Here is a 24,828-nt window from a genome sequence, read left to right on the forward strand (position 1 = left end):
TGAGGTTATTTTGGGAAATAACGTGCCTGTTGTTCCTTATAATTTCCAATGAGGGCCTGAACATCAAATAAGACTTCCTGTGTTCCTTAGAAAATCTTCGACTACCCATTCACGAGTATCAGCCAGCACGGACTTTAAAATGCCCTTAACCTAATGCAGATTTCAAATCCTCAAGTAAATCCTCAACATCCTCGATCCCAACGGAGATACGAATCAAACCATCCGTGATCCCCAATTCTTGCCGCCGTTCATACGGAATGGAAGCATGTGTCATTCGGGCAGGTACAGAGATTAAACTTTCCACCGCGCCCAGACTTTCAGCCAATGTGAAATAACGAACTTTGCTTAACACGTCATCTACTTTTTCAGCACTGCCTACATCAAAGGAAACCATGCCGCCATATCCTCTCGCTTGCGTGGAAGCGAGCTTGTGCTGCGGATGGTCGGGCAACCCGGGATAATAAACTTTGCTCACTGTTGGATGCTGATTCAAAAATGTCACAAGCTGCTCTGTATTGCGTTCCTGCGCTTCCATCCGCAATCCCAATGTTTTAAGACCTCGCATTAACAACCAGGAATCCATGGGTCCCAGGACTGCGCCGATTGCATTTTGGATAAAATGAAGATCTTCTCCAAGTTGCTCGCTGTTAACAACCGCAAGTCCTGCCACGACATCACTATGACCACCGATATATTTTGTTGCAGAATGCAGCACAATATCTGCCCCCAGAGCCAGCGGGGTCTGCCAATAAGGCGTACTAAACGTGTTATCCACGATGAACAGCAATTCATGTTGTTTCGACCACTTCGCTACAGCAGCAATATCGGTGACCTTGAGTAACGGATTGGTAGGTGTTTCTACATAAATGGCCTTTGTATTGGATTGCAAAGCCTGCTCCATTGCTTGTAGTGAGGTGGTATCTACAAAGGTAGACTCGATCCCTAGACGATTTAGCACCTTGGTGAAAATGCGGTAAGTCCCGCCGTATACGTCATCCGTCAGAATGACGTGATCTCCAGTTTTCAACAGAGACAGTACAGCGTGAATTGCAGCCATGCCCGAACTAAAAGCAAAACCTCGAACGCCATCCTCCAGCTCTTTAATGACTTCTTCCAACGCATGACGGGTAGGGTTGCCTGTACGTGAATACTCGTATCCTTTGTGTACGCCAACCGATTCCTGCTCATACGTGCTTACTTGATAGATCGGTACACTCACTGCTCCAGTGTGTGGATCACCAACAATACCTGCATGAATCAGCTTGGTTTTTGGTCTCATTTCATTGCCCTCCATTATAGATATTTTGGCTTAAATATCGTTCGCTGCTATCCGGGAAAATAACGACGATGTTACTTCCGGGAGGTGCGTGAACAGCTTCGTTTAATGAGGCTTGCATAGCTGCACCTGAGGAACTTCCTACCAGTAAGCCTTCCAACAAGGCTAGATCCTTGACCCGCTCAAAGGCATCTTCATCTGAGATCGTATGAATGGCATCAAAGTAACTCACATCCATAAAAGAAGATAACGTTTCGACCCCTATTCCTTCTGTGCGATGTGGTCCCGATGGACCTCCTGCGAGAATCGAACCTTCGGGTTCTACGATACATGTTTTAATTAACGGGTTTTGCTCCTTCAAATAGCGAGACACTCCCATGAAAGTTCCGCCAGACCCGGCTCCGGCGATATATACATCCACCTGCCCGTTCAGATCACGCCAAATCTCAGGGCCCAGATGTTCATAATGTGCGAGTGGGTTATCCGCATTGGAGAACTGACCTGGAATATACGAACCCGGTATTTCTTTCGCCAGCGATTCCGCCTTGCGTATGGCACCAGTGATTCCTTCGGATGTGGGTGTGTTGACGACCGTAGCACCAAGGGCTTTCATCAACTGCTGCTTCTCAACGCTGAACTTCTGAGGTACCGTGAAAATGACCTTTAAATTTAGGCCTACAGCCGCCATTGCAAGACCAATTCCTGTGTTGCCTGCGGTAGCTTCAATCACTGTTCCACCTGGCTTAACATCTCCTCTTGCCAAGGCCTTCTCCAATAAAAACTTGCCGATCCGGTCTTTCACACTTCCTCCGGGATTCATGAATTCCAGTTTGGCGAACAGGCGGATTCCTTCCGGTAATGGATAACGAGTTAATTCAAGCAAAGGTGTATTACCTATAAGTTCCTGTACATGTTGATAAACGGTCAAATTAACCAATCTCCTTTTGTGTGTCATTAACCATACATATTTGTTTAATTGGGAAAAGTGCGTGATAAAACCATATTTCGATAAAATGGCTTGGTATACATCCAATGTTGTATAGTGTTCGGCTCGATGATAGATGGAGAGTTGACCTAGAATACCTGGTTGTGTGTCTAGAGATTGGACGTGGGTTTTTACTTTTAGTATGATAGAGGGGAATACATACACTGGAATACAAAGGAGGGTATGAACTATGGATTGCTTATTTTGCAAAATTGTAGAGGGCAGCATTCCCTCCAATAAAGTACTGGAGAATGACCATGTTATCGTTTTTCATGACATCCAGCCCGCTGCACCGACACATGTTCTTGTCATTCCGAAGAAACATATTGCTTCCATGAATGAAGTTACTGCAGAAGATCTGCCATTGATCGGCGAGATTCATCTGGCTGCTCAAGAAGCGGCGAAGCGTCTTGGCGTGGAGGAAACAGGATATCGATTAATCAACAATTGTGGTAAGGATGGGGAACAAACCGTTCATCATCTGCATTACCACTTGTTGGGTGGTACCAGACTTGGCGTGTTGACAAGTCTGTCCGATTCTCACAAATAAACGAGCTGATGGGTACTACTATTGAGGATTTAGTCATATGCATTAAATCCATGAATGTGTGACCAAATGCTTATATAATGAATCCATTTCATAATACCTTTGAGTTATAAAATGGATTCAAATAAGTGATCATTACATTGAGGTTGACACCTTTATTATCTTTCGCCTATAATGTAAGATGATGAACCGTGTTATTGCTCTTGGACGGTCTGGTCGGAGGGAGGGAAAACTGGTGTCTGAAACTAAAGTTCGCAAAAACGAGACTATTGATGCTGCACTTCGTCGTTTTAAACGCTCCATCGCTAAAGATGGCGTATTGGCTGAGGTGAAGAAACGTAAGCATTATGAGAAGCCAAGCGTAAAGCGCAAGAAAAAGTCCGAGGCTGCTCGTAAGAGAAAGTTTTAGGAGGATTTTAATTACATGAATCTTAGCGAACGATTGAACGAAGATATGAAGCAAGCGATGAAGAGTAAGGACAAGTTCAGACTCTCCAACATTCGGTTGATTCGTTCGACGATCAAGAATCTTGAAATAGATTTGAAAAGAGATTTGGATGACAACGAAGTGCTTGATATCCTGAGTCGTGAAATCAAACAGCGCAAAGATGCCCTCCAAGAATTTGACAAAGCGGGCCGTGAAGATCTCGCGGCAAATGCAAAAGCGGAAATTGAAGTACTCATCCAGTACCTTCCCACACAGCTTACCGAAGAAGAAATTAAAGTTATTGTACAGCAGACCATCCAGGAAACCGGTGCTTCTTCGAAAGCCGAGATGGGGAAAGTCATGGCGGCCCTTATGCCGAAAGTTAAAGGCAAAGCGGACGGCAAACTGGTAAATCAAGCAGTTCAACAATTTCTGCAATAAAGCAAATCAATAAACACCTTCTGACTTGTCAGGAGGTGTTTTTTCCATTTACCAGAAGACATGATGTCCTTGGGATGATGAAATTTCTTTTTAATGGTTAATATATATTATTATGGATTTTTATTCTTGCAATTGATCGAGTTTTCAAATATAATTTTAAGATTTTGAAACGAAATGTTGCATTGCACGTAATAAATACCATAAGCTGGACAGTATAACATTAATGGAAAAGGGGGGACTATTGTGAAGGGAAAGCGCCGGAAGAAGCTTACGGGGCCATTGATGCTCTTAATGCTGCTGACGCTGTTGCTTCCTGTCTGGATTGGATCACCGTCAGCGCATGCAGCTGAGAAGAGTGGCGCCGTATATATTATTCCGGTTGATAAACCAATCGAGCAGGGACTTGGCAAGTTTATGGAACGCGGGTTCAAACAAGCAGAAGAGATGAATGCTGGCCTGATCGTTCTTGATATCAATACGCCGGGAGGCCGTGTCGACACTGCAGAAGCATTGGGTACCCTGATCAAGAACAGTCCGATTGAGACTGTTGCATTTGTTCGTGGAGATGCTGCTTCAGCCGGGAGTTTTCTGGCTCTGAATGCAGATAAGATCGTAATGTCACCAGGCAGTATGATTGGTGCGGCAGCAATGGTGGACAGTACGGGTAAACATGTTGATGATCCAAAGCTTGTTGCATTCTGGAAAAGCAAAATGCAGGGAGCGGCAGAAATCAGTGGTCGTGATGGCAAGATTGCAGCTGGAATGACGGATGTTAACATCGTTGTTGAAATGCCAGAGATTAATAAAACCAAGCAAAAAGGTGAAATTATTGCTCTCTCGGCTGAAGAAGCGCTGAAAGTTGGTTATGCCGACCACATCAGCAACACACCGGAAGAAGCGGCAGCTTGGGCAGGTTACAGTCAGGATGACGTATTTAAGGTAGAACGAACAACAGCGGAGAATATCTCCTCTTTTCTTACCAATCCGGTTGTCATGACTGTGTTATTGTTCCTCGGAATCGCGGGTGTGATCATTGAATTGATTGTTCCTGGTTTTGGAGTTCCTGGTATTGTAGGTATCGTGTGTTTCGTGTTGTATTTCTCGGGTAATTACATTGCGGGATTTGCCGGAGCAGAGACATGGGTGCTATTTACCGTCGGACTCATCATGATGATTCTGGAGATGTTTATTCCGAGCTTTGGTATTCTGGGAATTTTGGGATCAATTGCGCTTGTGGCCGGTGTTGTAAGGGCCGCTTATGATACGAGTGATGCATTTGTATCTCTGGGTATCGCTTTTGGAGCAGCATTGGTAGTCATTGCGATCATCTCAATTATCTTTAAGGATCGAGGGATATGGAATCGGTTCATATTGAGTGACAGCATGTCTGCGGATCGGGGTTATTCATCAGCCACAGAACGCAAAGAGCTGGTTGGTCTGCAAGGAATCAGTCTGACACCACTTCGTCCTTCTGGAACAGCGATGTTTGAAGGGGAACGAATTGACGTTGTGACGGACGGAGATTTTATTCCCATCGATACTCCGATTATTGTGATTAAAGCGGAAGGTACCCGGATTGTGGTTCAGCAAGCTTTGCCGGTGTAACTCGCTCTGTTGTCGAAGCGGATTAACGCTTCGGCAATGTACATAACCATTAGCTGAAGCTGCCAGCGTGGTGCATTCTTTAATTTTAGCAGCGGACTTATGAATGCCTTCTCAAATATTTTTATCAAATTCTAATTGCAAATGGAGGAAATTAAACAATGGACACATCTATGATTACGATTTTGCTCATTGCGGTAGTAGGTATTATCGTATTGAGCGTATTTTTCAGCTTTTTCCCGGTTATGCTCTGGGTTTCAGCGATTGCATCCGGCGTACGTGTAAGTATTATTACTCTGGTAGCGATGAGACTGAGACGTGTAACGCCTAGCCGTATCGTTAATCCAATGATTAAAGCAACCAAAGCCGGTCTTAAACTCTCAATGAACCAACTGGAAAGTCACTTCTTGGCCGGTGGTAATGTTGACCGTGTTGTAAATGCTCTGATTGCTGCACAACGTGCCAACATTCCACTCGAATTTGAACGTGCTGCTGCTATTGACCTCGCAGGTCGTGACGTATTACAAGCCGTACAAATGAGCGTTAACCCACGTGTTATCGAAACACCGATTGTCTCTGCGGTAGCCAAAGATGGTATTGAAGTTAAAGTTAGAGCGCGGGTTACGGTTCGTGCCAATATTGACCGTCTCGTCGGTGGTGCTGGTGAAGAAACGATCATCGCCCGTGTTGGTGAAGGTATCGTAAGTACAAACGGTTCCTCCAATTCTCACAAAGACGTCCTGGAAAACCCGGACCTGATCTCCCGTACCGTATTGTCCAAAGGTCTGGATGCAGGTACTGCTTTTGAAATCCTGTCCATTGATATTGCGGACGTTGATGTAGGTAAAAACATTGGTGCCTTCTTGCAAACAGAGCAAGCAGAAGCTGACAAACGTATCGCACAAGCGAAAGCGGAAGAGCGTCGCGCAATGGCCGTAGCCCAAGAGCAAGAGATGAAAGCACGCGTAGTGGAAATGAGAGCACGCGTTGTTGAATCCGAATCCCAAGTACCTTTGGCAATGTCTGAAGCTCTGCGTAGTGGTAAGATTGGTGTCATGGATTACATGAACCTGAAGAATATTGAAGCGGATACTCAAATGCGTAACACATTGGGAAAACCTGGTGAAGGTTCGAATTCCAACGATCAGGGTGATTCCAAAAACGGAAGATAGGCGGTGAGTGCATATGGGCCTATTTGAATGGATTTTTGATAATCTGTATATTGTGGCCGTCATCGGTTTTGCGCTCTTCTCCTTCTTGGGGAAAGCTGCCAAATCGGCTGATCCGAACAAAAAGCGTCCTGCTAACGGGATGCCTACGTTTGGAGGCAGCGGTGATTCAGGCCGGGATGAACGCTCAAGAGACAACTCATCTCCGCAGCAGCAGTCTTCCGGACCTGCAGACCCCCGCTATGATGAACAGTATGACGATCGGTATGATGATGTGCAATATGAGAATCAGTATGATGAGCCGTATTCAGAGCCTGTTGCTTCTTCTCGCCCTGCAACTGACTACAGAGGTGAGGGCACGATGAGTGCCATGGAAAATTCACTTGAGGAACAGATGAGAGGCATGGAAGAACAGCAGCGCTTGATTGAAGAACGTTTGAATCGCATCTCTTCTGCGAATCGGCCAGTTGTGTCTGATTCCAGTTGGGATGAGACCAGCATTGATGAATCGGGAGCGTCTCCGCTTCGTCCTGCTGATATTCGCACAGGTGTCCTGTGGGCAGAAGTACTGGGTTCTCCTCGTTCCAAACAGCCGTTTGGTACAAGAGGGAAACTGTAAATAAGTTAAGTTGCTGGACGGAAATAAAGCCGTCTCTGGTGAGCATAAAGCCGCCGGAGACGGCTTTTTCTGTGTGCGATCCTTTTTTCTCAACATTCGTCCCTAACACGCCCCGGAATTTTCATAAATTCATGAATCTGCGCATAAGTTGAACTGTAGAGGAAGGGGGAAGACCTTCGAATGACCCGGATCAGCCGCAAGCTGCGCAGATGGACCAGTGAAGTGTTGGATCTGCCGCAGGATGTGCTTTATGATATGCCACGGTTAACCCTGATCGGCAGTAAGCAACTGTATATAGAGAATCATCGCGGTGTCATCCATTTCACCCCGGATCGCATCGTGCTGGCTCTTTCCCAAGGCCAGTTAGAGATCAAAGGAACTGCCTTGGTGATACGAAACATTTTGCCGGATGAAGTAGCTGTTGAAGGAACGATTCTGGATATTCATATGAATGGAGTGGAGGGGAACGGATGAAGCAGCCCAGTCTGTACAAACTGCGGGGAGCAGTCCGAATCACGGTCACTGGGGGAGACATTGAAACATTGATCAACACGGTGGCAGAGCAGGGACTGGAAGTTTGGAACCTGCGTGCTCACGATGGACGCGTGGCAGAGATGAACATTCTGCTGCCGCATTTTTTCAGGTTGCGTCCTGTGTTGAAACGGACAGGCTGCAGGGTGAAAGTAACCCATCGCAGCGGTTTCCCCTTTTTTGCGGCCCGTTTATTGCGGAGGAAGTTCTTTCTTGGGGGTATGCTGTTTTTTGTGGCAGCTTTGTTTGCGTTGTCGTCCATGGTATGGAGTGTGGAGGTCAAGGGTAACGTCACCATTCCCACCGACGAGGTGCTTGCAGCAGCGAAGAAAGAGGGGATATATCCTTTGCAATGGGGGTTCCGTCTGCAAAGCCAAGACAAGCTCTCTAGGCAGCTTGCACTCGCTCTGCCGGATGTAACTTGGATTGGCGTGAGCAAAGAGGGGACAACCATTACCATTCAGGTCGTAGAATCGGCGCAACCAAAGCGCGAACCATTGCTGAATCCCAGACATTTGATCAGTAAGTCAGATGCTGTGGTCACTCAAATCTATGCGGAGCAGGGACGCCCTGTTGTTCAGAAGGACATGCGTGTCAAAAAGGGTCAGGTATTGATCTCGGGAATTCTCGGGGATGAGGAGAACACCAAAACCATCGTTGCCAAAGGTGAAGTTCGTGGCCTGGTATGGCGTGAGTATCAGGTAGAGGTTCCGCTGGTGCAAAAACATAATACAATGACAGGTGAGAGCAAAGAACGTTTTTACATGGTGCTGGGAAATTGGGCAATCCAACTGTGGGGGTACGGAAGTACACCGTTCAGTTCATTTGATACCGAGAGTAATCATAAACCATTGACGTGGCGATCCTTTACACTTCCCATGGGTTGGCTGACAGAGAGAGATCTGGAGACCCGAGAGCATGAGCAACAACAGACGATAGAATGGGCCAGAACAAAAGGATTGGAAGGAGCAAGGAACGATATTATCGCCAAAAACGGCAAAGGAACAAAAATTATAAGTGAAAAAATTTTGCATGAGAAGAAAGAGAATGGTAAAGTTTATATGAAAGTCTTATTTGAAGTAGAAGAAAGCATTGCGGAAGAACTTCCGCTAGTCCATAGTCAAGGAGAATGAGGATATTTGTCAGAGCAAACACGCAGCATACAAATCTCCCTCCAGAGTGCGGGAGAGGGCCAATCTCTTTTTGGACCCCAAGATACTTTTCTTAAACTGATTGAATCCGAGATTCCCGCCCAGATTGCATCCCGTGAAGCGGAGATTGTGATTTTTGGCAACGCACAGCAGGTGGAATCGCTTGAACAATTATTTGATGTGTTACTGCAATTGATACGCAATGGATATGTGTTAACCGAGAGAGATGTGAAGTATGCGATTGAACTTGCCAAGGATATGCGGGCAGACCAGCTATTGGATCTGTTCAAGGGCGAGATTACGACGACATACCGAGGTAAACCAATCCGTGTTAAAACCATTGGACAGAAGCACTATGTAACTACAATTAAAAAACGTGATATTGTATTTGGCATTGGTCCTGCCGGTACAGGTAAAACCTACCTTGCTGTTGTACTGGCTGTTGCCGCAATTAAAGAAGGCAGCGTCAAACGGATTGTACTCACACGGCCTGCAGTTGAAGCAGGAGAGAGTCTTGGGTTTTTGCCAGGTGATCTTCAGGAGAAGGTAGACCCTTATCTGAGACCGCTGTACGATGCTCTGTATGACGTTATGGGACAAGAACAGACTGCGAAGGCACTGGAGCGTGGGTTAATCGAAATTGCACCACTCGCCTACATGAGGGGGCGTACGCTAGATGACTCCTTCATCATTCTTGATGAAGCACAGAACACAACGCCGGAACAGATGAAGATGTTTCTGACCCGTCTTGGTTTTGGCTCCAAAATGGTCATCACCGGAGACGTGACACAGATTGATTTACCGCGTGGTAAGAAATCCGGGCTTGTGGAAGCGAATACGATCTTGAACGAAGTTAACGAGATTGGATTTGTCTATTTTGCCGAGCAAGATGTTGTGCGGCATTCTCTCGTCCAGAAAATTATCGTGGCTTACAACCACGCCGCAGAAAATCAAGCATAGAAAGGGATTGTCTAAAGTGACCTCGAAGGAACCGTCAAAAGGCAAATCTTTTCAGAATAAGGCTACAGGATGGAAGTATAGCGTGTGGGCACGCTATCTTCTGTTTTTGTTTCTGGTGATACTTTTCTACGTGAGTCTGGCTTCCAAGCTGCTCCCTGAGCGGTATGATATTCAGGAAGGTACACGGAGTGAAGTAGATATTGCTGCACCCATGCAGATTCCGAATAACAAGGCCACACTTAAAGCACAGGAAGAAGCTGCTGAACGCGTACAGCCGATATTTCAGATCGTGCAGATGCGAAATGAAAATCTGATGACAACCCTGCTTGACCGTGTAGATCGATTGAATCAGGATGATCAGATTTCAAGTCAGGACAAGATTGATATTTATCGGGATGAAATTCCGCAGCGTCATAAGGACTTTGTGACCAACTATATCAATAATAACCGGAAAGCCGGTACATACTCCGAGACTCTGCTGGAAGAGATCAGAAACGTGGTACAAGAGCAAAGCTACCGCATTCCCGAAGAAACGTACATCAAGATCTCGCGTCTGACATCGGACGATATTCAAGAGATGAAACCCGTTGCGAGGGATATTGTTTCCCGGTTAATGACGGATCAGATCAGTGATGCAACCACTGCCCGTGCCAAAGTAGCCGAGATGGTGAGTGTCAGCTCTCTTAGTAAGCGTACGCAACGTGAGGTCGTGCAAGAGCTTGCCCGCCTCGTAGTGACCGCTAACCGCTTCTACGATGAAGAGGGAACCAAGGAAGCGAAAGTTCAGGCTCGTGAGAACACGCAAACCGTCTTTATCAAGCAAGGGGACACCTTGGTTGCCAAAGGTGAGATGATTACCCCGGAGATGTATACTTTGCTGGGTGAAAATGATTTGCTGAAAAATGAAGTGAACTACTGGCCGCAGCTTGGACTTCTTATGTTTTCCTGCCTGTTGTCGGCAGCCATTCTGATGTATATTCAGCAAGGCAGTGGAACGCATTTCAAATATAATAATGCGCAGCTGTTGATGCTTGTTCTCATTTTTATTATTACGATTGTAGTTATGCATGTGACGGCGATTATCCAGACCAATGAGAGGTCCTATGTTGGCTTCCTTGCACCTGTTGCGGTAGGAGCGATGTTAATTGCCTTGTTACTGGATACCTCGCTTGCCTTTGTATGTTCGATATTGATCGGTATGTTGTCCAGCATCATTTTGAATACCCATCAGGGTCAGCTTTTTGACTTCGAACTAGGTTTCTTCGCTGTATTGGTTTCATTTGTTGCGATCTTCGCCACTCATAAGGCTAGCCAGCGATCAACGATCCTGAAAGGGGCCATTATGGTCTGTCTGTTCGGGTCGATAGCCGTCTTCACCCTGGCTTTGATTGACTCAGGAGATTGGAATCGAACCACGACACTGTATGGCGTTGGGTTTGCATTTGCGGGTGGCGTATTAACTGCGATACTGGTCATTGGGCTGATGCCATTTTTCGAAACTTCATTTGGCATTTTGTCAGCGCTCAAACTGGTAGAACTGTCTAATCCGAACCATCCGCTTCTACGTAAGTTGCTGACGGAGACACCGGGTACCTATCATCACAGCGTTATGGTAGGCAATCTGTCCGAAGCAGCAGCAGAAGCCATAGGAGCTAACGGATTGCTCTGCCGAGTGGGTTCGTATTATCATGATATTGGCAAGACGAAGCGCCCCATCTATTTTATTGAAAATCAGAACAATATGGAGAATCCGCATGATTCAATTGATCCGAAACTGAGCAAATCCATTATCGTAGCCCATGCGCGCGATGGGGTGGAAATGCAGAAGGATTACAAGCTGCCCAGACCTATTCGGGATATTGCGGAACAGCATCACGGCACGACATTTCTCCACTATTTCTATCACAAAGCACTGCGCCAGGCGGAAGAAGCAGGCGTTGAGCCTGATTTCACGGAAGAAGATTTCCGTTACCCTGGGCCAAAGGCTCAGTCCAAGGAATCGGCTATTGTTGGCATTGCCGATAGTGTGGAGGCTGCTGTGAGATCTTTGCGCAAACCGACAGTGGAGCAAGTGGAGTCCATGATTGAGAAGATTATTAAAGGACGATTGGACGATCATCAATTCAATGATTGTGACCTTACGATGCGTGAACTGGATATCGTCGCCAGAACATTGAAGGAAACGGTGATGGGTATCTTCCACTCCAGGATCGAATATCCGGAGGAGATTAAGAAACCAAAGCCGACTTCACCCGAAGCAGGCTAATTTAATAATAGTTCGTGTTCAAAAAGGTTGGTTTTCAGTATCGAGAAGATGGGATGAAGTTAGAAAGTCTTTTTGAACAACCTCTAATATTAGTAGATAGGAGTTATGAAGGAATGAGTCTTAATCTCGCATGGAATAATGAACAACAGGATAAAGAAATTACAGAACCGATGATTGCAATGCTGGAACAGTTGCTGAACCTTGCAGGAGAAGCGGAAGGTGTTGCAGACGGGGAAGTGGCTCTGACTTTTGTAAACGATGAGCAGATCCATGAGTTGAACCGTGATTATCGCGGCATTGACCGTCCTACGGATGTACTGTCTTTTGCGATGAACGAAACGGTTGATGAAGAGCTCGATATTATCTATGAGCTTGACGAAGATGAAGAAATGGAAGAAATGCCGGATGTTCTTGGAGACATCATCATTTCCGTACCACGGACCATCCTGCAAAGTGAAGAGTATGGACACTCATTTGAACGTGAGCTTGGTTTTCTGTTTGTCCATGGTTTCTTGCACCTGCTCGGATACGACCATCAGGATGAAGCCAGTGAGGCTGAAATGATGGGCAAACAAGAAGCGGTATTGGCCCAGGCCGGGTTGACACGATAATGAAAAGACGCTCCTGGGGTCTGGTATTCCGCAATGCTGCGGAAGGAATCGCATATGGGTTGCGGACTCAGCGTAATGTGAGAGTTCACACGGGAGTGGCTATTTTGATGTGTGTAGCCGGCTTTTTTTTCAGAATCTCAAGAACGGATTGGATGTTTGTGCTGACCGCTGTCTTTTTGGTGCTGGTGACTGAATTGATGAACACGGCTGTAGAGGCAGCGGTTGACTTGGCACACCCCCATATCCATCCGCTGGCAAAAGCGGCAAAGGATACCGCGGCCGGGGCAGTTCTGCTGGCTGCGGTATTCGCCGTCATCATCGGTTGTATCGTTTTCATTAAGCCGGTGATGAGCTGGCTGGGTTTGTACTGATTTTGTTTTGATTTTGATTCGTTTTTTGATTTTAATACTACACAACTTTGTAAAGTTAGACCTTGTTTAAGTTGAACTTATAGACGTTACACGATAACGAAGAGGACAGAAATAAACCTGTAGAAGCGAAGCGTTCGCCTTTATCCCCGGATTTTTACTTTGAAAAAGTGGATCAAAAAATCTGGGGATAACAGCGATCGAAGGGTTATTCTGGACTCGGAGTGGCTAGTGTAAAATTGGCTTTGGTTGAACTTAATTCGTAGGTACTAACTTTATATTGCACCCTAAGGGAGAGAATAATGATGGATAACGGTTTGTTAATGCAAGAAGCAATTAAGGCACGTACGAAGGCGTATACGCCTTACTCCCATTTTGGTGTAGGCGCGGCTTTGCTTGACAGTGAAGGTCATGTGCATCATGGTTGTAATATTGAGAATGCTGCGTATACCCCAGGTAACTGTGCTGAGCGTACAGCGATGTTCAGTGCCATTGCAGGTGGGCAGAAGCCTCGCAGCTTCAAAGCGATTGCCATTGTGGGAGACACGGATGGTCCGATTGCTCCATGTGGCGTATGTCGTCAGGTCATGTACGAACTGTGTGAACCAGATATGAAAGTTATCTTGGGGAACATGAAAGGTGATCTGCAAGAGACCACCGTTGCTGAACTGTTACCTTGGGCTTTTGGGCCTTCTGATCTGAATTCTGCCAAAAAATAAACCAATATTCCAGGCCTAGGCGCCTGAGGAGGAACATATGAAAAAACAAGCATTTAAATCCGGTTTTGTAGCTATTATTGGACGTCCAAACGTAGGTAAATCCACATTGATGAACCAGGTGATCGGACAGAAAATTGCGATCATGTCGGACAAGCCACAAACCACACGTAATAAAATTCATGGTGTATATACATCCGAACATCAGCAAATCGTATTCTTGGACACACCGGGTATTCACAAACGTCAATCCAAACTTGGCGATTACATGAACCAGACTGCTCTGAACACACTTGGAGAAGTAGAAGCAGCGCTGTTCCTGATTGACGCTTCGGAAGGCATGGGTGGCGGTGACCGTTATATTGCGGAACAGTTGAAAAATATTCGTACGCCTGTCATTCTTGTCATGAATAAAATTGACAAAATTGAGCCGGAAGCGCTGCTGCCCCTTATTGAGGAGTATCGCAAACTGCATGATTTCGCTGAAATCGTGCCTGTATCTGCCATGCTCGGCAGCAATGTAAGCACCTTATTGGAACAGCTCGGCAAGTATTTGCCAGAAGGTCCACAGTACTATCCTGATGACCAGGTTACTGACCATCCGGAGCAGTTTGTATGTGCAGAGTTGATCCGTGAGAAAATTTTGCAGATGACTCGTGAAGAAGTGCCACACTCCATTGCTGTAACGATTGAGGATATGAAAGTACAAGATAACGGTGTAGTGTATATTTCAGCTGTCATTTTTGTGGAACGGGATTCGCAAAAAGGAATCATTATCGGGAAGCAGGGTGCCCTTCTGAAAGAAGTGGGTAAACGAGCTCGACACGATATTCAGAACTTGCTCGGCTCCAAAATTTTCATGGACCTGTGGGTTAAAGTGAAAAAAGACTGGAGAAATCAGGATAGAGTTCTGCGTGACCTTGGCTTTGGCCGCGACTGATCGTCGGAATTGTATCCAGTAATTGCAACACATAGTTTACCTTGCAAGACTCCATCCTATTTGGTAGATGCAGACGTCATTTCCGAAGAGAGGATGAAATTCCGATGCGAGATTTTTCGTGGAAGGTTTTTGCGATGACGGGGGATGTAGAGTCCTATTTGTTATATACCGAGGCATGTAACTCGTTAGGACAGGAGTCGGATAATGCAAGGGAAGTGATTGAAGATGAAGAAGCCGAAGGATAATTGGCTGATTCGGGAATGGTTAGGTGACGAGGCATGCTATACAGGGTGGAAGGGATTGTCATCCGCAGCATGGACTACGGCGAAGGGAACAAAATCATTACGCTTTGCACCGAAAGCGGCGGGAAAGTAGGGGTACTCGTCCGCGGTGCCAAAAAGCCCAAGAGCCGACATGCTGCACTGGTGCAGCCGTTTACGTATGGTCAATATGTATATTTTCGCAATACAGGTTTAGGCACACTGAACGCTGGAGAAATTGTTGAATCTTATCATGAGTTGCGTGAAGATCTGGTCAAGGCCTCTTATGCCTCTTATGCGTGTGAACTATTGGATCGGGTGCTTCAGGATGAAGAGACAGGTACATTTTGGTTCAAACAGTTAAAGGCGTGTTTGCAGGCGTTGAAGGAAGAGAAAGATCCGGTTGTTATTACAAGTCTGTACGAAATGAAAATATTACAGGCATCCGGATATGGTCCACAGTTTGATGAGTGCATCTCCTGCAACCAGGAGCGACCAGATGAGCAGTTGTTTATGAGTCCCAGACTTGGTGGCGTCTTGTGTCGAGCATGCAAACATTTCGATCCTCCAGCGATGTCAGTAAGTCCAAAGGCCCTTAAGTTGTTGCGTTTGTTCGCGCAGTTGGATCTGCAGCGCTTGGGGAATATATCAGTGAGTGAGTCTACCCGTGATGAGATCAAAAAGTTGATGCGTGCCTTTATGGATCATCAGCTCGGTCTGAATCTTAAATCCCGTTCTTTCCTCGATCAGATGGAGAAGTACGGGATTTGAGGCGTTTTGGTGGAAGCGAAACTATATCTTGACTTCATACTAGATTTTATATATTATGAAATATAATTTCTCTTTATGAGACATGCATTGAACGAGAAAGTAAAAGACTGGATTTATTGCATTCATGGACACAAGTCGTTGTATAACTCTTGTGAATCATAAATGAGCGAGCCGGGGATGGTGGGAGCCTGGCTGAATCGGTCTTTGAAACGGCACTCGGGAGCATGAATGGACACGGAAAAGTGGGCTGGAACGAACAGGATCATCCTGTTTGATCTAAGCCAAGTAGGGTGGAACCGCGGGAATAGCTCTCGTCCCTACGTCTGTACAACAGGCGTAGGACGGGGGCTATTTATTGTTGTCTTCACCGTCCTAAGCTTGCTAACAAACCATTGAAAAGGAGCATGATTATGAATTTTCAGCAGATGATTCTAACGCTGCAACAATTCTGGGCCGAGCATAACTGTATTATTGTCCAGCCATACGATACGGAAAAAGGGGCAGGTACGATGAACCCGATGACCTTTTTACGCTCGCTTGGACCTGAACCTTGGAAAGTAGCCTATGTGGAGCCTTCCCGTCGTCCTTCGGACGGACGTTATGGTGAGAACCCTAACCGGCTGTACCAGCATCATCAGTTCCAGGTAATCATCAAGCCTTCACCGGACAATATTCAGGAAATTTACCTGGAAAGTCTAAAGCGTCTGGGCATTGATCCGCTCAAACATGATATTCGGTTTGTCGAAGATAACTGGGAGAATCCTTCCCTTGGTTGTGCAGGACTTGGTTGGGAAGTATGGTTGGACGGAATGGAAATTACGCAATTTACGTATTTCCAACAGGTTGGTGGAATCGAGACGAATCCGGTAGCTGTTGAAATTACGTATGGTATGGAGCGTTTGGCTTCTTACATTCAGGATAAAGAGAATGTGTTTGATCTGGAATGGGTGGAAGGTATCACTTATGGTGATGTATTCCGTCAGCCAGAATTCGAACACTCTAAATATACGTTTGAAGTATCTGATGTCAAAATGCTGTTTACACTCTTCAACATGCATGAAGAAGAAGCAAACAAAGCCATGGCGCAGCATCTGGTATTCCCGGCATATGACTATGTGTTGAAATGTTCCCACACGTTCAACCTGCTGGATGCACGTGGAGCCATCAGTGTAACGGAACGTACGGGCTACATCACACGTGTCCGTAATCTGGCTCGCCAAGTCGCTGCAACATATATGGAAGAGCGTGAGAAGCTAGGCTTCCCGCTGATCAAGAAAGGGGGAGCCGAGCATGTCTAAGGATCTGTTGTTTGAAATCGGGCTGGAAGAAGTACCTGCACGCTTTATGCGCGCAGCAATCGCACAGCTGCAAGAGCGTGTCGTGAAATGGCTTGACGCATCCCGCATTGCTTATGGTGAAGTGAATGCATATGCTACACCGCGCCGTCTGGCTGTTTTGATTCAAAATGTGGCTGAAAAACAGGAAGATATCGAGGAAGAAGTGAAAGGTCCTTCACGCAAAATTGCCCTGGACGACAGTGGCAATTGGAGCAAGGCTGCACTCGGATTCGCCCGCAGTCAAGGTGTTGAACCGGACCAGTTTACGTTCAAGGAACTGAACGGTGTCGAATATATCTATGCAACGAAGAGCAGCAAAGGTGTGGAAACGGCTTCTGTGGTTGGGGAAGGATTACTTTCTGTATTACATGCCATGACGTTCCCGAAATTCATGCGTTGGGCTTCCTATGATTTCAAATTTGTACGTCCAATCCGCTGGATTGTGGCTATGCTCGGCAGTGATGTTATCGATCTGGAAGTGACAGGTGTTAAATCGGGTAATGTAACTCGTGGACATCGTTTCCTCGGTAAGGAGGCCGTGATCTCTACTCCGTCTTCATACGTGGAAGTGTTGCGTGCAGAACATGTCATTGCTGATATACAGGAACGTGAACAGATGATTGTATCCCAGATTCAGGCACTGGCTGCTGAGAAAAAATGGGATATTGCGATTAAAGAAGACTTGCTGGAGGAAGTCCTGTTCCTGGTGGAAACACCTACCGTATTGTTCGGGACATTTGACTACTCATTCTTGAATATTCCACAAGAAGTATTGATTACTTCCATGCGTGAGCATCAGCGTTATTTCCCTGTACTGGACAATGAAGGACAATTGTTGCCATTCTTCGTGACGGTACGTAACGGTGGAAGTGATTCACTGGACGTTATTGCCAGAGGGAATGAGAAAGTTCTGCGTGCACGTCTGTCTGATGCCAAGTTCTTCTATGAGGAAGATCAGAAGCTACAGATTAAGGATGCATTGTCGAAGCTGGAAAGTATCGTCTTCCAGGAAGAGCTCGGAACGGTTGGAGATAAAGTGCGCCGTATTCGCAAGATTGCCGATGGACTTGCTGCCAAACTGCAAGTATCCGGTGATGTTGCCGAATCCGTTAGCCGCTCAGCAGATATCTGCAAATTCGATCTGGTGACACTGATGGTGGGAGAATTCCCGGAACTGCAAGGTGTGATGGGTGAGGATTACGCTCGTAAAGCTGGCGAAAAAGAAGAAGTGGCTAAAGCGGTATTTGAACACTACCAGCCACGTTTCGCTGGAGATCAATCCCCTGCTTCTCTGGTTGGTGCCATTGTGAGTGCTGCGGACAAAATGGATACAATCGTGGGTTGTTTCTCCATCAACATTATTCCAACGGGTTCTCAAGATCCGTACGCGCTGCGCCGTCAGGCTGCAGGGATTGTACAGATTTTGCTGGATCACAACCTTCCGCTGACATTGTCAGACGTGTTCGGAGTAGCACTTCAAGTGCATGCCCAGATGAACCTGTTGAAACGTGCAGATGAAGAGGTTCGTAAAGATCTGCAAGACTTCTTTGGTCTTCGTGTGAAAAAATTGTTGTCCGAAACCGTTCGCTACGACGTAGTGGATGCCGTAATTTCTTCCGGATTCGATGATATCAGCGCTGTGGTTCCAAAAGGTGAAGCGTTGATGGCGGCTGTTCTGACAGGAGACGCATTCAAAACAACGGTTGAATCGTTCAACCGTGTGGGTAATCTGGCTGCCAAAGCATCAAATGCTTCCGTACATCCAGAACTGTTCACAGAAGATGGAGAACGTCAGCTACATGACGCATGGAGCAAAACGAATGCAGAATATCGTCAGGCGTTGACTCAGCATCATGCTGCTGAAGCACTGGCTATTGCATCTGCCTGGAAGGATGGTATTACCTCATTCTTCGATTCGGTCATGGTTATGGCCGAAGATGAAGCTGTTCGGGCGAATCGACTTGCCCTGCTTGCGGCTATTGATCGTGACTTGAAAGGATTTGCTGATTTTTCCAAGTTGGTTTGGTAATTGGGCGTATTTCATGAGTCCTTTTCCACAGACTTGGCACAAAGCTAAAATTCAGTATTAAAGAAGGATATATGAGGGTATAAATATACGGAACGGGTTGTGAAATGTATTTTTGACAACCGCTCCGTATTTTAGCCTTTGATTTCCCTCGTTCCGGCAGAAGGATTTTGCCTGGCCGGGGTCGTATATAACAATATGCAGCTATTTTATGAAACCGGGTGGTCTGGGTTTGAGTGAGTTAAATATACGCCACATTGTTGTGGATGGTGATGCTTGCCCGGTCAAAACCGAGATTGCGCAAACCGCTCGCCTTTTCAACATCCCCGTATTGTTAGTCTCTTCATTTGATCATTTGCTTCAAGGAGGAGAAGGGGTACGCACCGTGCAAGTGGATCGCAGTGATCAGAGCGCAGACCTGTATATTGCTAATCATATTAAGCCATATGATGTGGTTATTACTCAGGACTATGGACTTGCGGCACTTGCGCTCGGCAAACGTTGTTATGTTTTATCCTTTCGTGGTCGTGAGTTCAACGATCGTGATATTGATTTCATGTTGGATTCTCGTCATACTGCGGCCAAAGCACGAAAAAGAGGCCATTACGGGAAAGGCCCAAAGCCTTTCACAGAGCAGGATCGAGAAATTTTTCAACATAAACTGACAAAACTTTTAAAAGATTTGCAGGAGAATGTGTAAGTTTATCGAATTATATTTACGTGTTGAAGAGATGAAGGTGGCCAGAGATGAGTACCGGACAAGGCGGTATACCCGAAAGTATTATTGAATCGGTGTTACAGCAGAATGATATTGTCGATACGGTGAGCCGATTTGTGCATCTGACCAAGCAGGGGAAGTATATGAAAGGCCTCTGTCCTTTTCATTCCGAGAAGACGCCTTCGTTCACCGTTACACCTGAGAAACAGATTTTCTACTGCTACGGTTGCGGCACGGGTGGAAATGCCATCAAATTCAGGATGGAAATCGAAGGGTTATCCTTTCCCGAGGCTGTCAAGACGATGGCGGAAGAAAGTCACATCTCTATGGGGGAATGGCAAGGGCGTGAATCTGCTCATGTGAATCCGGAGACTGAACGTCTGTTGGAGGCTTATGAGCTTACCGCGAAGCTGTATCATTTTTTGTTGAAAAATACAGAGCACGGCAAGTCAGCCATGGAGTATTTACGCTCAAGAGGTTTTGGCGACAAATTGATCGACCAGTTCCAGATTGGTTTCGCACCAAATCGTTGGGACACACTGGTACAATTTCTCGAGAAACGTAACTATCCGCTTGAAGAGATGGAAAAGGGTGGACTTCTTTCACCGCGAAATGAAGGTCAGGGATATGTGGATCGATTCCGAGACCGGATTATGTTCCCGATTAATGGCAGGAGCGGTAAGCCGATTGCATTTGCAGGACGCATATTGGGAGATGGGCAACCGAAGTATCTAAATTCACCGGAAACCCGGTTATTTAACAAAAGCCGTGTTCTCTATAATCTGCATCATGCCAAAAATGCAATTCGCAAACAAAGACAAGCCATTTTGTTCGAGGGATATGGTGATGTCATCTCCGCATGGGATCAGGACATCCAGAATGGTGTAGCGGCAATGGGTACTGCGCTAACCGAAAATCAGGCACTGATGCTCAAAGGGATGTGTGACGAAGTCATCATATGTTATGACGGCGACAAAGCAGGACAGGCTGCTGCACTCAAAAACTTCCCTATTCTTGAGGAAGCCGGATTGCAGGTCAAAGTGGCTCTCATTCCCGAGGGACTTGACCCGGATGATTTTATCCGGAAGCATGGTGGTGAACGGTTCCGAAACCAGATTGTGGACGGTGCCGTGACAACTACAAAATTTAAACTTATAAACTTAAAAAAAAGCCATATACTGCTAGAGGGTGGCGGACAAATCGCCTATTCGAAAGAAGCAGTAAAATTGATTGCCCCCTTACCTTCTCCAACAGAAAGGGAAGTGTATCTTCGTGAACTGGCTGCAGAAGTGGACGTATCCTTCGAAACATTGAAGCAGGAGTGTAATGAAGAACGGGAGGCAATGAAAAATAACCTCCAGTATGGGGATAATAACCCGAAAAGGTGGAATAATGGTAGGCAACAAAATAGGCAGGTGCCTACACCCAATCTGTTGCCGGCTTATCACGCTGCCGAACGCAAACTGATTGCCTGGATGTTGCAGGATGATGAGGCTGCCCAGTACGTGAATGAGCATCTTGGTGAAGCTTTTAACTTGGATGATCATGCAGCTATTGCTGCTTATCTATATGCCTACTATGCGCAAGGCAAACCGTCGGATACAAGCCGTTTTATGTCTTCACTGCATGACGATCGCTTGGAAAAAACGGTCAGTTCAATCTCGATGATGGATGGTCCAGGTGAATGGAGTATTCAAATGCTCGATGATTGCATCAGGGAAGTGCTGAAGTATCCACGTAAGAAAGAGTACGATTTGAAAAAAGAAGAAATGATTGCTGCAGAGCGGGCAGGTGATTCTGTACGCGCGGCACAGATTGCAATTGAAATGATTGCCCTAGAGAGACAGTGAACGTCTGATGATTAGATGTTTCTAGGGAGGAGGGAGTCGAGTTATGGCGAATGATCAGCATACTGAACTAGAAACAGAATTGACACTGGATCAGGTTAAAGATCAATTGATTGAATCAGGTAAGAAAAGAGCTTCGCTGAATTACAAGGAAATTATAGAGAAACTCTCTCCTTTTGAGCAGGATGCAGAGCAAATGGATGAGTTCTATGAACAACTGAGCGATCTGGGTATCGATGTAGTGAATGAAAATGATGAAGAGGTTACACTTCGTCCTAGTGAAGATTCCGAGAACAACACCAGAGAGGGAGAGGACGAATTCCACTTTGATGATGACCTGAGCTTGCCGCCAGGTATTAAAATCAATGACCCTGTCCGTATGTACCTCAAGGAAATTGGTCGTGTGCCACTATTGTCGGCAGATGATGAAGTACAACTGGCTAAACGGATTGAGAACGGGGATGAAGAAGCCAAGCGTCGTTTGGCTGAAGCGAACCTTCGACTTGTAGTCAGTATCGCCAAGCGTTACGTTGGACGTGGAATGTTGTTCCTTGATTTGATTCAGGAAGGTAATATGGGTCTGATCAAAGCGGTTGAGAAGTTCGACCACAAAAAAGGATACAAGTTCAGTACGTATGCTACATGGTGGATTCGCCAAGCGATCACTCGTGCTATTGCTGACCAGGCGCGTACCATTCGTATCCCTGTGCACATGGTGGAGACGATTAATAAGCTGATCCGGGTATCCCGTCAGCTGTTGCAGGAACTTGGTCGTGAACCGACACCAGAAGAAATTGCTGCTGAGATGGATCTGAGTGTAGAGAAAGTTCGCGAAATTACGAAGATTGCACAGGAACCGGTTTCTCTGGAAACACCGATTGGTGAGGAAGATGATTCCCATCTGGGTGACTTCATTGAGGATCAGGAAGCACTTGCTCCGGCGGATGCTGCTGCGTATGAGTTGCTGAAAGAACAGCTCGAAGATGTATTGGATACACTGACTGAACGTGAAGAGAACGTACTTCGTCTACGTTTTGGTCTGGACGATGGACGGACGAGAACGCTGGAGGAAGTCGGCAAGGTATTCGGTGTTACGCGTGAGCGTATTCGTCAGATCGAAGCCAAGGCTCTTCGTAAATTGCGTCACCCGAGTCGTAGTAAACGACTCAAGGATTTCCTCGAATAATCGAACTATGGGAGACTTTCCGCAAGACGCTTTAGCGGCGGCGGGGTCTCCTTTATTTTTAATTTAAACGTCTTGATTTCTTGGTTTTGGAAATTCATCCTTGAAATGTTTTATTGGATTTTATTTTATCGCTTTTCCTTGTTCAATGCAAATCAATAAATTAAATGAATGGTGTAGGTGCTTCATGAAACTTTCGAATCGATTACAGCGAATACATGATCAAATTCCCGATGGCAGCCGCATGGCTGATATCGGTTCAGACCACGCGTTGCTGCCAGTAGCCGCAATCCGCAGTGGGAAAGCTGCAAGTGCAGTAGCCGGGGAAGTCAATCCAGGCCCTTATGATGCTGCATGCAAACAAGTCAGTGATGCTGGCCTGAAAGAAAAAATAACGGTACGCCGTGGAGACGGATTGGATGTAATCTCTGCAGGCGAAGTAGATGTCATCACCATCGCAGGCATGGGTGGTGCCCTGATTGCCTCTATTTTGGACCGAGGTTTATCCAAACTGGAAGGAGTCCAGTTACTTGTTTTGCAACCAAATGTGGGAGAGGATATCCTCAGACGCTGGTTGCTGGAGCATCAATGGGTGGTTGTAGCAGAACAGTTGCTCGAAGAAGATGGCAAGATTTATGAGATTATAACAGCGATGCCACAATCCGTAAGCCCGATTGCAAATGTTGAGGTGTATCGTGCACGTCCGCTTCAAGGCGGGGCAGAATTAACGGAAGATTTGCTGCTGCGGATGGGACCTTATTTGGTGGATCGTCCAACGGATGTATTTTTTGCCAAATGGGAAAGTGAGATCGTCAAACTGCAAGGGGTTGTTAACTCCATCTCCAAATCCGATCAGGATTCTTCCCGGGACAAGGCGGCTGAGGTAGAGCGTCTTATCGCAAACTTGAAGGAGGTTTTGGCATGTTTGCCAAAGGTCAAACTGTAATTCAACTGATGGAGCAACTCGCTCCTAAACATCTGGCTGTACCGGATGACCGCATTGGTCTCCAGCTCGGCAGTTTGCAAAAAGAAATCAGTCACGTGTTAGTTGCTTTGGATGTAACGGATGAAGTGGTGGACGAAGCGATTCGTATCGGTGCCAACTTGATTATCGCTCATCACGCCATCATTTTCCGTCCGGTTAAATCACTGAATACAGATACACCTATGGGTAAATTGTATGAAAAGCTGATTAAACATGATATTGCTGTTTATATCAGTCATACGAACCTGGATGTGGCCGAGGGTGGTATGAATGACTGGATGGCCGAGGCACTTGGCATCGAGAGTAAAGAATCGCTGGAAGATGTACACACAGATCATCTGTACAAGCTGGCTGTGTTTGTGCCTCGTACCCATCATGAACAGGTTCTTCAGGCCATTCTGGAAGCCGGAGCGGGGAGTATCGGTCAATATAACAAGTGCAGCTTTAATACGGAAGGTACAGGAACGTTTGTACCTGGTGAAGGGACTCAACCGTTTATCGGTACCCAAGGGCAGATGGAACGTGTGGAAGAAATGCGGATTGAGACCATCGTACCCCAAAGTCTGAGAAGTAAGGTCGTTCAGGCGATGCTTAAGGCTCATCCTTATGAGGAAGTGGCCTACGACCTCTATGCCATGGATTTAAAAGGCCGTACGCTTGGTTTGGGACGCTTGGGACCCCTTAGGGAACCTAAGACATTAGGTGAGCTTGTGGAGGTCGTGAAGACCCAATTCAATGTGCCTCATGTACGTGTAGTAGGAGATCTGAACAAGCAGATCAAAAAAGCAGCGGTTCTTGGGGGCTCTGGCAGCCGTTACGCGCTCACTGCCCGTTTCAAAGGTGCGGATGTTATTGTGACCGGAGATATTGATTATCACACGGCTCATGATGCGTTAATGGCAGGTATGTGTATCATCGACCCTGGACATAATTCCGAGAAGATTATGAAACCAAAAACAGCGGATTGGCTTCGTTCCCGTTTGGAAGAGAAACGATATGATACGCAAGTTACAGCTTCAGAGGTAAATACGGAAGTATTCCAGTTTATCTAAAAAGATCGTTGATGTGCAGCTCCCAGTAATATTAAGCTTG

Annotated in this window: 25 protein-coding genes; 23 read left to right on the top strand and 2 right to left on the bottom strand. The window is 46.2% G+C overall.

Annotated elements, in window-relative coordinates:
- Positions 1-145: 145 nt before the first annotated feature.
- Both NSQ38_RS14315 and NSQ38_RS14320 read right to left on the bottom strand, forming a co-directional pair.
- Positions 146-1,279, bottom strand: a complete 1,134-nt coding sequence (locus NSQ38_RS14315; RefSeq protein WP_339790159.1) for a bifunctional cystathionine gamma-lyase/homocysteine desulfhydrase — start codon at positions 1,277-1,279, stop codon at positions 146-148.
- 1 nt (position 1,280) lies between these two features.
- Positions 1,281-2,204, bottom strand: a complete 924-nt coding sequence (locus NSQ38_RS14320) for a cysteine synthase family protein (RefSeq protein WP_339790162.1) — start codon at positions 2,202-2,204, stop codon at positions 1,281-1,283.
- Positions 2,205-2,451: 247 nt separating this feature from the next.
- Between NSQ38_RS14320 and NSQ38_RS14325 the strand changes: the two genes are divergently transcribed.
- From NSQ38_RS14325 to NSQ38_RS14435, 23 genes are all read left to right on the top strand, one after another.
- A complete protein-coding gene (locus tag NSQ38_RS14325; protein WP_024628477.1) occupies positions 2,452-2,811 on the top strand; it encodes a histidine triad nucleotide-binding protein in 360 nt (119 codons plus the stop codon).
- Between the two features lie 232 nt (positions 2,812-3,043).
- A complete protein-coding gene (rpsU, locus tag NSQ38_RS14330; protein ID WP_005547957.1) occupies positions 3,044-3,217 on the top strand; it encodes a 30S ribosomal protein S21 in 174 nt (57 codons plus the stop codon).
- 15 nt (positions 3,218-3,232) lie between these two features.
- Positions 3,233-3,676 (top strand): GatB/YqeY domain-containing protein, encoded by a 444-nt coding sequence (locus NSQ38_RS14335; protein ID WP_017687237.1) that lies wholly within the window; start codon positions 3,233-3,235, stop codon positions 3,674-3,676.
- 282 nt (positions 3,677-3,958) lie between these two features.
- Positions 3,959-5,281 carry an NfeD family protein gene (locus NSQ38_RS14340; RefSeq protein ID WP_339790537.1) on the top strand — a complete coding sequence of 441 codons (1,323 nt, stop codon included), beginning with the start codon at positions 3,959-3,961 and terminating at the stop codon, positions 5,279-5,281.
- A gap of 158 nt (positions 5,282-5,439) precedes the next feature.
- The gene (floA, locus tag NSQ38_RS14345) at positions 5,440-6,450 is read left to right on the top strand and encodes a flotillin-like protein FloA (RefSeq protein WP_076332307.1); all 1,011 of its coding nucleotides are present in this window, start codon (positions 5,440-5,442) and stop codon (positions 6,448-6,450) included.
- 13 nt (positions 6,451-6,463) lie between these two features.
- The gene (locus NSQ38_RS14350) at positions 6,464-7,066 is read left to right on the top strand and encodes a hypothetical protein (protein ID WP_339790165.1); all 603 of its coding nucleotides are present in this window, start codon (positions 6,464-6,466) and stop codon (positions 7,064-7,066) included.
- Positions 7,067-7,246: 180 nt separating this feature from the next.
- Positions 7,247-7,540 carry a sporulation protein YqfC gene (gene yqfC / locus NSQ38_RS14355; RefSeq protein WP_017687241.1) on the top strand — a complete coding sequence of 98 codons (294 nt, stop codon included), beginning with the start codon at positions 7,247-7,249 and terminating at the stop codon, positions 7,538-7,540.
- Complete coding sequence (gene yqfD, locus NSQ38_RS14360) at positions 7,537-8,730, top strand: sporulation protein YqfD (protein ID WP_339790168.1); 1,194 nt, start codon at positions 7,537-7,539, stop codon at positions 8,728-8,730. Before yqfC ends, yqfD begins: the two co-directional genes overlap by 4 nt.
- A gap of 6 nt (positions 8,731-8,736) precedes the next feature.
- Positions 8,737-9,708: a PhoH family protein gene (locus NSQ38_RS14365; protein WP_017687243.1), complete on the top strand. Its 972-nt coding sequence runs from the start codon at positions 8,737-8,739 to the stop codon at positions 9,706-9,708.
- A gap of 16 nt (positions 9,709-9,724) precedes the next feature.
- Positions 9,725-11,974: an HDIG domain-containing metalloprotein gene (locus tag NSQ38_RS14370; protein ID WP_339790171.1), complete on the top strand. Its 2,250-nt coding sequence runs from the start codon at positions 9,725-9,727 to the stop codon at positions 11,972-11,974.
- A 113-nt stretch (positions 11,975-12,087) separates the two neighbouring features.
- On the top strand, positions 12,088-12,585 hold the full coding sequence (gene ybeY / locus NSQ38_RS14375; RefSeq protein ID WP_036674804.1) for an rRNA maturation RNase YbeY: 498 nt from the start codon (positions 12,088-12,090) through the stop codon (positions 12,583-12,585).
- Positions 12,585-12,956, top strand: a complete 372-nt coding sequence (locus NSQ38_RS14380; protein ID WP_017687246.1) for a diacylglycerol kinase family protein — start codon at positions 12,585-12,587, stop codon at positions 12,954-12,956. Before ybeY ends, NSQ38_RS14380 begins: the two co-directional genes overlap by 1 nt.
- 302 nt (positions 12,957-13,258) lie before the next feature.
- Positions 13,259-13,672 carry a cytidine deaminase gene (locus tag NSQ38_RS14385; protein ID WP_076211616.1) on the top strand — a complete coding sequence of 138 codons (414 nt, stop codon included), beginning with the start codon at positions 13,259-13,261 and terminating at the stop codon, positions 13,670-13,672.
- Positions 13,673-13,709: 37 nt separating this feature from the next.
- Positions 13,710-14,609 (top strand): GTPase Era, encoded by a 900-nt coding sequence (era, locus tag NSQ38_RS14390; RefSeq protein ID WP_062835494.1) that lies wholly within the window; start codon positions 13,710-13,712, stop codon positions 14,607-14,609.
- Positions 14,610-14,713: 104 nt separating this feature from the next.
- Complete coding sequence (locus tag NSQ38_RS14395; RefSeq protein ID WP_074095877.1) at positions 14,714-14,854, top strand: YqzL family protein; 141 nt, start codon at positions 14,714-14,716, stop codon at positions 14,852-14,854.
- 33 nt (positions 14,855-14,887) lie between these two features.
- Positions 14,888-15,640 (top strand): DNA repair protein RecO, encoded by a 753-nt coding sequence (gene recO / locus NSQ38_RS14400; protein WP_091028417.1) that lies wholly within the window; start codon positions 14,888-14,890, stop codon positions 15,638-15,640.
- A 410-nt stretch (positions 15,641-16,050) separates the two neighbouring features.
- Positions 16,051-16,938, top strand: a complete 888-nt coding sequence (gene glyQ / locus NSQ38_RS14405; RefSeq protein ID WP_017687252.1) for a glycine--tRNA ligase subunit alpha — start codon at positions 16,051-16,053, stop codon at positions 16,936-16,938.
- Positions 16,931-19,006: a glycine--tRNA ligase subunit beta gene (gene glyS, locus NSQ38_RS14410; protein WP_339790174.1), complete on the top strand. Its 2,076-nt coding sequence runs from the start codon at positions 16,931-16,933 to the stop codon at positions 19,004-19,006. Before glyQ ends, glyS begins: the two co-directional genes overlap by 8 nt.
- A 208-nt stretch (positions 19,007-19,214) precedes the next feature.
- Entirely contained in the window at positions 19,215-19,703 is a 489-nt protein-coding gene (locus tag NSQ38_RS14415; protein ID WP_076332315.1) for a DUF188 domain-containing protein, read from the top strand.
- Positions 19,704-19,750: 47 nt separating this feature from the next.
- The gene (dnaG, locus tag NSQ38_RS14420) at positions 19,751-21,571 is read left to right on the top strand and encodes a DNA primase (RefSeq protein WP_339790177.1); all 1,821 of its coding nucleotides are present in this window, start codon (positions 19,751-19,753) and stop codon (positions 21,569-21,571) included.
- Between the two features lie 43 nt (positions 21,572-21,614).
- A complete protein-coding gene (gene rpoD, locus NSQ38_RS14425; RefSeq protein ID WP_062835490.1) occupies positions 21,615-22,754 on the top strand; it encodes an RNA polymerase sigma factor RpoD in 1,140 nt (379 codons plus the stop codon).
- A gap of 184 nt (positions 22,755-22,938) precedes the next feature.
- Positions 22,939-23,697, top strand: a complete 759-nt coding sequence (locus tag NSQ38_RS14430; protein WP_339790180.1) for a tRNA (adenine(22)-N(1))-methyltransferase TrmK — start codon at positions 22,939-22,941, stop codon at positions 23,695-23,697.
- On the top strand, positions 23,673-24,788 hold the full coding sequence (locus NSQ38_RS14435; RefSeq protein WP_339790183.1) for a Nif3-like dinuclear metal center hexameric protein: 1,116 nt from the start codon (positions 23,673-23,675) through the stop codon (positions 24,786-24,788). The genes NSQ38_RS14430 and NSQ38_RS14435 overlap by 25 nt, the downstream gene beginning before the upstream one ends.
- The last annotated feature ends 40 nt before the right edge of the window (positions 24,789-24,828 follow it).

The sequence above is a fragment of the Paenibacillus sp. FSL R7-0313 genome (assembly GCF_037969885.1).
GTDB lineage: Bacteria > Bacillota > Bacilli > Paenibacillales > Paenibacillaceae > Paenibacillus.